This window comes from Granulicatella sp. HMSC30F09 (assembly GCF_001806915.1).
In the GTDB taxonomy this organism is placed as follows: Bacteria; Bacillota; Bacilli; order Lactobacillales; family Aerococcaceae; genus Granulicatella; species Granulicatella adiacens.
The window spans coordinates 74,495-83,651 of record NZ_KV786429.1 but is presented as its reverse complement, the minus strand read 5'-3'; the positions used below and the strand labels follow the sequence as shown (position 1 = coordinate 83,651).

The window sequence follows — 9,157 nt, the reverse complement described above, 5'->3', positions numbered from 1 at the left end:
TTTTAAGTGTCTACTTTAGAGGGAGCATATCAAAGTGAATTTTGGGAAAGGAGTAAAAAAGAGAGAATAATCATCGTTATTCTCTCCCATATTATTGGAGACTAAGCTCCTAAATGACTATTTAATACCTCTTCAAGTTGTTCAGCAGTTTTAGCGCTTAATAAAGCTTCTTTCACATTAGCTTTCATTAACATCCGAGCTACGGTTGCTAGTAGTTTCAGATGGGTTGTTCCAGCTTCTCCATCAGGAATTAGTAGACTAAAGATGAATAAAGTAGGCTTCCCATCCATACTATTCCAATCGATTCCTTCATTAAGTCGTACAATCACGATTTTTGGAGTCGTGATAGCACTTGATTTTGCATGTGGAATCGCGAATCCGTCCATCATTCCTGTTGTTCCTTGTTGTTCACGTTCTACAAGTCCGTTGTACACGGCATTTTCGTCTGCTGAAACGCCTAGTGCTACCGCTTTTTGTGCAATGAAGTGAAAGACTTCTTCTTGAGAAGTAAGATTTTCATTTAAGAAAATGGCTTCTTTACTAATTAACATTTCAAACCTCCTAAGTTTTTAAAACGACTGCCTATTATTCGGAAAGTGGTTTACGAGTGGCTCCAAGAACAACACCGCCGATAACAGAACCAATTGCAATCGCTAATACCCATAAGAATGGATGTGTGACAACTGGTAATACTAGGAATCCACCGTGAGGAGCAGGGACTTGTACGCCGAAAAGGTAAGTTAAAATTGCGGCGATTGAAGAACCTAACATCATTGAAGGCATTGCGCGAAGGGGATCTTTTGCTACGAAAGGAATTGCTCCTTCAGTAATGTGTGTTGAACCTAAGATGAAGTTAACTAAACCAGCATTACGTTCGTTTGTGTCAAAACGATTTTTGAATAATAATACGGCAACGGTTGTGATTAGTGGAGGAGCAATACATGCTGCAGAAACCCCAGCCATGAATGCTGTATTTCCTTCACCAAGAAGAACGGTACCTGTAACGTATGCAGCCTTGTTCACTGGGCCACCCATATCAAAGGCACACATACATCCAATTACAAGACCAAGAAGAATAGGATTTGAATCTTGGAATCCCTTTAAGAACTCCATTAGTGATTGGTTAATACCTGCCATTGGACTAACAATAACACTCATAAATAGTCCGGTGATTAAAACACCCAATAGTGGATATAAGAAAATAGCTTTTAAACCGTCCAATGCTTTTGGTAATGCTTTAAATAATTTTTCTAAAAGAACGACTAAGTAACCTGCGAAGAAACCACCAACGATACCACCGAGGAATCCTGCGCCACCGTTACTTGCCATTAAACCGGCAACAAAACCACTGACTAAAGCAGGGCGATTTCCGATACTTTGTGCGATGTAGGCTGCTAGAACGGGGGTCATCAAGCCCATTGCTAAGCCACCGATTTCTTTTAATTGTGCAGAAAAGGCATTGTAAGTTTCATGATTTGGATCGAATGAGTATATTCCGAATACCGCAAATGAAATCGCGATGAGCACCCCACCACCAACGACGAATGGAAGCATATGTGAAACACCATTCATCAAATGTTTGTAGATTTCACGACCAATAGAGCTCTTACCAACGTTAGAAGATTGGGGAGCTTCTGAAGCTTCAACAACTGCATCGTCAGAGTGGTATTTCACAACGCCTTCTCCGCGAAGAGCTTGTGCCACTAATTCATCGGCATTTTTAATTCCTTGTCCTACTGAAACGTCGATAATTTTTTTGTTGACGAAACGTTGTGCTTGAACGTCCTTGTCAGCAGCAATAATGACGGCTTTTGCATTTGCGATTTCTTCAGGAGTGAGTTCATTCTCAACGCCGATTTGACCGTGTGTTTCAACTTTAATCGTTACTCCTGCTTTTTTAGCAGCCTGTTCAAGAGCTTCTTGTGCCATATAAGTGTGTGCAATCCCTGTCGGACACCCAGTGGCAGCGATAATATCATATTTTGTCATTGTTTTTCCTCCTTTGTGTGCTATGAAATGCGTTTGATTTGTTGCATTAATGTAGGAACGTCTGAAAAATCTGTCAATCCAGGTCTAAATGCTGTTGAACTACCTGCAGCCACAGCTTTGATTAAAGCTTGTTCATCTGATAAACCTAATAATTGGCTTCCGACAAATGTAGCTAAAAGAGTATCGCCGGCACAGGCAGTATTTACCACTTCTCCTTTTGGAGCTGTTACATGGATTGTTTCTGTTGGCGTGAATAGAATTGCTCCCTTTTCGCCTAAGGAAACTAATACATTTTCAGCGCCTTTTTCGAGTAGTTTTTGACCACAGTCTTTAATTTCTTCAAGGCTTGGATTTATCAAACCAAACCACTCAGCCAATTCTTCATCGTTGGGTTTGATAAGATAGGGGCGGTATTTTAAAAGGTCGGGTACAAAGTCAGCAGAAGTATCAAGGATTAACTTAAACCTTCTAAGTTGAGCGGCTTTTGCAATTTTTTCATAAGTCGTATAGGTAATGCCTTCCGGATGACTACCAGATACAAATAAAAAGTCCTCTGTATTCATATTCTCTATTATTTTGAGTAGTGTTTCTTCTTGGGGTTGGCTTACGCTAGGACCTTGATTTACGAGTTTAAACTCTTCACTCGTTGATACTACTTGAGTAAATACATTGATTCGAGTGATTCCGTCTACATTAACGAACTGTGTTTGGATGCCTTCCTTATGGAGCTCGTCTTCGATGAATTGACCAGTAAAACCTGCTTTAAAACCTAATGCTGTGTTGTTCATCCCAAGTTTTTTTAGAATAAAGCTGACATTTACTCCTTTCCCGTTTGGGATGTAAACGGCCTCTTGCGTTCGGTTCACTTCAGAAGGCAACATTTGCAAGGTTTTAATAAACAAATCGATGGCTAGATTCATCGTACAAGTATAAATCATCATTTCACCTCCCATTATGATTTTTTGTTATACTTATTATTACATACAGCATACTGTAAATGTTTTCTAAAATGAGGTTAACATTTGTAAAACTTTACAAAATGGAGGGGTTCACATGTTCAACACGAAAGGCTTAACAAACACTGAAAAATATCTACTTGCCTATATTGAAGAACATATAGAAGAGATGCCTTCTATTTCAATTGTAAAGTTAAGCGAACGAGCAAATGTTTCAACTGCGTCCATTGTGAGAACGATGAAAAAGCTCGGGTATGATGGCTTTACGAGTTTTAAACATGATTTGAAGAAGCAATATCGATTTGCAAATGAAAATTTATCAACTTTCAAAAGTTTAGAGGTTGTGGATCAAAAGATTCAAGCCGTTGTAGTAAAAAATGAGCAAGAGGTCCGACGAACGATTGAGCAATTGGATAGCAGAGCAATAGAAGATGCTGTTCAAGCAATTTTTGGGGCACAACGCGTCTACTTATTCTCTCGGGGGCTGAGTGAAATGATTGCCAGTGAAATGGAGATAAAGTTTCATCTATTAGAGCGAACGTGCGAACAATATGTAGACCCCAATATTATAAAGACGATTAGCCATCGATTAAATGCGCAAGATGTGGCGATTATTATATCTCTGAATGGACATACAGAAGAATTAGTCGAAGCGGCCAAAGTGTGTCAACAAAATGAAGTTCCTATCGTTTTAGTAACCGCTAATGGTGCGAGTCCTCTAGCAAAATTAAGTGATATTACTTTTGTTGGATATAAATCAGAAAGCTCGTACTTCCCAGATTATGAAGTTCGTTCGCGCTTGCCACTACAAGTGATTAGTCGAATATTGTTAGATGCTTATGCTATAAGGGTTGCCGGCCAAAAATAATTTACATTACAGGCGGATACTGATACGATAGTAAAGCAAAGAAAGGAGCGCCGACATGGAAAGTAATAAAGTACAAAATTATAAGAGTTGTTTTGATATTATTGGTCCGATTATGGTGGGCCCTTCTTCTTCACATACTGCGGGGGCGATTGCGATTGGTGCTCTTGCGAGACAATTATTCGGTGGAACGCCAAAGAATGTGCGTTGCGACTATTATGAGTCATTTGCTGAAACCCATAAGGGACATGGGACAGATTTTGCGATTATTAGTGGAATCTTAGGCTTTGCAACAGATGATGAGCGTGTGCCTCGAGCGGTTGAAATCGCCCAGGACGAAGGAGTTCAAATCGAGTTTGTCGAGCGCAAAGAAATGAGTCCAGTCAATCATGCCAATACTGCAGATTTAACCTTGAGTGACGAGAAACGTACGATCCGCCTCATTGGGACCTCTGTTGGTGGCGGAGCGGTGGAAGTGAAGGTTATCGAGGTCGATGGCTTTAAGATGGAGCTTACAGGCCCGCTTCCAATATTGCTCGAAGTGGTATCTCTTGGTGAAATGCCAAAAGTATATCAACTATTACAAGAGCATGGGGTAACAATTTCGAAACAAAGAGTAGAAATGGCTGAAAATCGCCAAATGATTGGATATGAATTAGCGGATTTATTATCACCAGAATTCAAACAACAAATACAAACATTAAGACAAACGCATACGATTTATCTGTTTGCGTAATGAGATGATGAGGAAGGAAGTTTGCAATGTTTTCAACCATTAAAGAATTGGTAGCATTAGCAACAGAACAAAAGAAACCCATTTCTGAAATCATGATTGAACAGGAAATGGCTATGACCCAGCAAAGTCGAGAGTACATCTGGGAAAAAATGGAAAAAAACTTACAAACGATGAAGAATGCCGTTGAACGAAGCGTCGAAGGAGAAGGGGTGTTTTCTCCAACGGGACTAACCGGTGGCGATGCGTTGAAGATGAAGAAATATCGTGAACGTGGAAAGACATTATCGGGCGATAGTGTCCTAGCGGGTGTACAATATGCCCTAGGAACAAATGAAGTCAATGCCGCAATGGGTTTGGTCTGTGCGACACCTACCGCTGGAGCCAGTGGAACTTTGCCAGGAGTTGTGTTTTCAATTGCAGATACAATGAACTTAAACCATGAACAACAAGTGCGTTTTCTCTTTACGTCTGCAGCCTTTGGGATGGTCGTTGCCAATAACGCAATGATTTCTGGAGCGATGGGCGGATGCCAAGCGGAAGTTGGAAGTGCCAGTGCAATGGCCGCAGCTGCAGCCGTTGAAGCGGCAGGAGGAACACCGCAAGAGAGTTCAGAAGCATTTGCGACAGCACTTGGGAATTTATTAGGACTTGTTTGTGACCCTGTAGCGGGACTGGTAGAAGTGCCCTGCGTGAAACGAAATGCCATTGGTGCAGGGAATGCGTTGATTGCTGCGGATATGGCGCTTGCGGGGATCACAAATGTGATTCCAGCGGATGAAACGATTGAAGCGATGCGCAGTATCGGGGTCAGAATGCCACGAGAGTTGCGTGAAACCGGAATTGGTGGAACAGCAGGAACTAGAACCGGTGTCGCTATTAAGATGAGAATTTTCGGGGAAGATGTTTCATTGAACCCGGAACAAGAGTAGGAGGAGCACATATGGCAAAAGAAATTGCAACATTTGCAGGAGGTTGTTTCTGGTGCATGGTGAAGCCATTTGATAGCCAACCAGGAATTGAGTCTGTAATCTCAGGATACACAGGCGGCCACAAAGAAAATCCAACATACAAGGAAGTTTGTAGCGGAACAACAGGACATACAGAGGCTGTACAAATCACGTTCGACCCAGAAGTATTCCCTTATGAAAAACTAGTAGAAGTCTACTGGCAACAAACGGACCCAACGGATGCAATGGGACAATTCGTGGACCGTGGAGATTCATATAGACCGGTGATTTTCTATCATTCGCAGGAACAAAAGAAGATTGCGGAGGCTTCTAAAGCGGCCTTACAAGCAAGTGGTCGATTCAAAAAAGACATCGTGACAAAAATTGAACCAGCAAGTACGTTCTATCCTGCAGAAGAATATCACCAAGATTTCTACAAGAAGGATCCAGAACATTACAAACGTTACCGCGGACTTTCAGGTCGCGACACTTTTATCGATAGTATTTGGAAATAAGAAAAAGAACTAAAATTATCATATATGATAATTTTAGTTCTTTTATTGTTTATTCTACCTCTGAGATAAAAAATAAAAACGATATAGTTTATAAGCTATATCGTTTAAAGCTGTAAAGCAAAAAAGACCATATATGGTCTTTTTCGCCTTCCAAATGTTAGATGTTTGCTAAGTAAGTTGTTAAACGAGTGACAACTTCTTTTAAGTTTTCCATTGAAGCAGCGTAACTGAAACGAACATAGCTTTCGCCACCAGGTCCGAAAGATACCCCTGGAATCAGCGCTACTTTTGCTTTTGGAGCAAGGTCACGAACGAAAGCCCATGAGTCTGTACCGCATTTTGCAGGAATTTTCGCGAATAAGTAGAACGCACCGTCAGGACTTGCGACTTCGAAGCCAAGTTTCTTCAATTCCACAGCAAGGTAGTCACGACGCTCGCTATATTCAACCATCATTTTCGCGCAGTCATCTTGACCGTGTAACATCGCCGCAAGCGCTCCATATTGCGCAAAGCTTGTTGGAGCAGTCACCATGTATTGGTGTGTTTTTACGACTTCGTTCATGAAGTGTGTTGGTCCTAAGATGAATCCGATACGCCATCCTGTCATCGCGTGTGATTTTGATAAACCAGTGATGACAATCGTTTGGTCCGGTAAGATATTTGCAAGAGAGTAGTGAGTCTTGTCATATGTTAATTCTGCATATACTTCATCGCACAACGCCCATAGTTGGTGCTCTTTAATGACTTCAGCTAAATCTTCCAATTGTTCTTTAGAATAAGTAACGCCTGTTGGGTTACTTGGGTATACAAGAACAACTGCTTTGAAGTTTTTATCTGGGTTTGCTTCGATGGTTGCACGTAATTTGTCAGCCGTTAACACGAAGCCGTCTTCACTTGTATCTACTGTAATGAAGTTCCCTTGGTTCACCAATGTAATCGGCAAATATAGCGGGAAGACTGGTGTTGGCACGATCACTGTGTCGCCAGGGTTTAAGATGGCTTGTAAGCTGGCGTTAATCCCTTCAGTAGCCCCAATCGTTGTAATGACTTGGTCTCCTGTGTAATTAAAATTAAATTTCTTGTTGTAATATTCTGCCGCAGCTTGTCGTAATTCAGGAATCCCTGAGTTTGGTGTGTAGTGTGAATGATTGTCTTTAATCGCTTGGATAGCCGCTTCTTTAATATGTTCAGGTGTGTCAAAATTTGGCTCTCCAAGAGTTAATTTGATAATGCCAGGAATTGTTGATACTTCTGCGTCGAATTGACGAATATCAGAAACTGCAATCCCTTCTACGATTTTGTTAAATGGATGTTCTACGGTCATAGGAATCCTCCTTTAAATTCATAGTTTGATTGTAGCTTGTTTTGTAAAGGAGTGCAATGACGAGTATAAAATTTAGAAATAAAAATACAACTCGCTCAGAAAAAAATCTAATATTGGCTTTCTGTCTATGAATTCTACATAAAATAGTGTATAATCTCTTTGAGAATATCGGTTAGCAGTCAAAGTGCGAGCCACCCTAGAGGACGAAGGGGTGGAGTGTGCACTTTTTTTGTGCAATAAAACGAAAGTGAGAGACAGTATGAAGACAGAATTTGATACGATTGCGGCGATTTCAACGGCGCCTGGCGAAGGGGCGATCGGGATTGTCCGTATTAGTGGAGAGGATGCAATTCGCATTGCCGACGAAGTGTATCGATTAAAAGAGAAACGATTAAATGAACAAGCCAGTCATACGATTCATTATGGGCATATCGTGGATCCAAAGAACGATGAAGTCATTGATGAAGTGATGGTGACAGTGCTTCGCGCGCCAAAGACTTTTACGCGTGAGGACGTTGTGGAAATTAACTGTCACGGTGGGATTGTGGCGATTAACCGCATCTTGCAACTCGTTCTTCGTATGGGAGCACGCCTTGCGGAGCCGGGTGAGTTTACAAAACGCGCCTTCTTGAATGGACGAATCGACCTCTCACAAGCAGAAGCCGTGATGGATTTGATTCGTGCAAAAACGGATAAATCGATGCAAATGGCGATGCGCCAACTTGACGGAGAACTCTCGAAGTTAATTCAGAATTTACGACAAGAAATCTTAAATACATTAGCGCAAGTCGAAGTAAATATCGATTATCCAGAGTATGATGATGTGGAAGAGATGACCTTGCAACTGTTGCGCGAGAAGACACAGCAAGTCTCACAAGGCATTTGCGTATTGCTAAACACGGCCAGCCAAGGAAAAATTTTGCGTGACGGCTTGAAAACAGCGATTGTTGGACGTCCAAACGTAGGAAAATCGAGTCTGTTGAACGTGTTATTACGCGAGGAAAAAGCTATCGTAACGGATATCGCCGGAACGACTCGTGACACGATTGAAGAGTACGTGAATGTTCGTGGGGTGCCACTCCAACTGATTGATACGGCGGGAATTCGTGAAACGGATGACGTTGTTGAACGAATCGGGGTGGAACGAAGCCGTAAAGCGTTAAATGAAGCGGATTTCGTACTCTTAATTTTAAATCAAAGCGAAGAGTTGATGGATGAAGACCTCCGCTTATTAGAACAAACGAAAGATTTCAAATGCATTATTTTATTAAACAAAACAGACTTACCAACAAAAATCGATATGGACAAGGTCAAAGAATTCGCGACAGACAGCGAAATTGTCACAACGTCAATGCTGAAGAAAGAAGGCATCGACCAATTGGAAGAAAAGATTGCCGATTACTTCTTCCAAGGGCAAATGAATGAGCGCGACGCTACGTACTTATCGAACACGCGTCATATTGCGCTTCTTGAAAAGGCAGAACAAGCGCTGCAAGAAGTGGCGAACGGGGTCGACATGGGCATGCCTGTTGATTTAATCCAGATCGATTTTACCCGCGCTTGGGATCTCTTGGGCGAAATCACAGGTGATACGGTTCAAGACGAGCTGTTAACACAATTGTTCAGTCAGTTCTGCTTGGGTAAATAAACAAGTGTGCTCAAAAGAGGTAGAGAGTTGGCAGTTTGCTGCAAGAAACTGAGACAGAATACGAATACTAAGAGATGAGAGCATGCAGATTTTAATTGTAGGCTCTCGTGAAAGAGTAATAACGGAAATTCTTACGGATTCTATAGTAGCAGTAATGGGGAATAGCAACCAATGTGA

At 41.6% G+C, this 9,157-nt stretch carries 9 protein-coding genes; 5 read left to right on the top strand and 4 right to left on the bottom strand.

Annotation, left to right across the window (positions count from 1 at the left end):
• Positions 1 to 101: 101 nt before the first annotated feature.
• From HMPREF3103_RS06845 to pfkB, 3 genes are read right to left on the bottom strand one after another with little or no spacing between them, the layout of a single operon-like run.
• Positions 102 to 551, bottom strand: a complete 450-nt coding sequence (locus HMPREF3103_RS06845; RefSeq protein ID WP_070438599.1) for a PTS sugar transporter subunit IIA — start codon at positions 549 to 551, stop codon at positions 102 to 104.
• 34 nt (positions 552 to 585) lie between these two features.
• Complete coding sequence (locus tag HMPREF3103_RS06840) at positions 586 to 1,989, bottom strand: PTS fructose transporter subunit IIC (protein ID WP_070438596.1); 1,404 nt, start codon at positions 1,987 to 1,989, stop codon at positions 586 to 588.
• Between the two features lie 20 nt (positions 1,990 to 2,009).
• The gene (gene pfkB / locus HMPREF3103_RS06835) at positions 2,010 to 2,930 is read right to left on the bottom strand and encodes a 1-phosphofructokinase (protein WP_070438593.1); all 921 of its coding nucleotides are present in this window, start codon (positions 2,928 to 2,930) and stop codon (positions 2,010 to 2,012) included.
• A 112-nt stretch (positions 2,931 to 3,042) separates the two neighbouring features.
• On the opposite strand from pfkB, the gene HMPREF3103_RS06830 reads away from it, so the two are divergent.
• Genes HMPREF3103_RS06830 through msrA form a run of 4 tightly spaced genes read left to right on the top strand, consistent with a single transcriptional unit; the run spans position 3,043 to position 6,008 of the window.
• Positions 3,043 to 3,813 (top strand): MurR/RpiR family transcriptional regulator, encoded by a 771-nt coding sequence (locus tag HMPREF3103_RS06830; protein ID WP_070438590.1) that lies wholly within the window; start codon positions 3,043 to 3,045, stop codon positions 3,811 to 3,813.
• Between the two features lie 55 nt (positions 3,814 to 3,868).
• Positions 3,869 to 4,546 carry an L-serine ammonia-lyase, iron-sulfur-dependent subunit beta gene (sdaAB, locus tag HMPREF3103_RS06825; RefSeq protein WP_070438587.1) on the top strand — a complete coding sequence of 226 codons (678 nt, stop codon included), beginning with the start codon at positions 3,869 to 3,871 and terminating at the stop codon, positions 4,544 to 4,546.
• A 26-nt stretch (positions 4,547 to 4,572) separates the two neighbouring features.
• Positions 4,573 to 5,475, top strand: a complete 903-nt coding sequence (sdaAA, locus tag HMPREF3103_RS06820; RefSeq protein ID WP_005606433.1) for an L-serine ammonia-lyase, iron-sulfur-dependent, subunit alpha — start codon at positions 4,573 to 4,575, stop codon at positions 5,473 to 5,475.
• An 11-nt stretch (positions 5,476 to 5,486) separates the two neighbouring features.
• Positions 5,487 to 6,008 carry a peptide-methionine (S)-S-oxide reductase MsrA gene (gene msrA, locus HMPREF3103_RS06815; RefSeq protein ID WP_070438581.1) on the top strand — a complete coding sequence of 174 codons (522 nt, stop codon included), beginning with the start codon at positions 5,487 to 5,489 and terminating at the stop codon, positions 6,006 to 6,008.
• Between the two features lie 157 nt (positions 6,009 to 6,165).
• On the opposite strand, the gene HMPREF3103_RS06810 is transcribed toward msrA, so the two are convergent.
• Positions 6,166 to 7,332 (bottom strand): aminotransferase class I/II-fold pyridoxal phosphate-dependent enzyme, encoded by a 1,167-nt coding sequence (locus HMPREF3103_RS06810; protein ID WP_070438578.1) that lies wholly within the window; start codon positions 7,330 to 7,332, stop codon positions 6,166 to 6,168.
• A 259-nt stretch (positions 7,333 to 7,591) separates the two neighbouring features.
• Between HMPREF3103_RS06810 and mnmE the strand changes: the two genes are divergently transcribed.
• The gene (gene mnmE / locus HMPREF3103_RS06805; RefSeq protein WP_070438576.1) at positions 7,592 to 8,980 is read left to right on the top strand and encodes a tRNA uridine-5-carboxymethylaminomethyl(34) synthesis GTPase MnmE; all 1,389 of its coding nucleotides are present in this window, start codon (positions 7,592 to 7,594) and stop codon (positions 8,978 to 8,980) included.
• Positions 8,981 to 9,157: the final 177 nt, after the last annotated feature.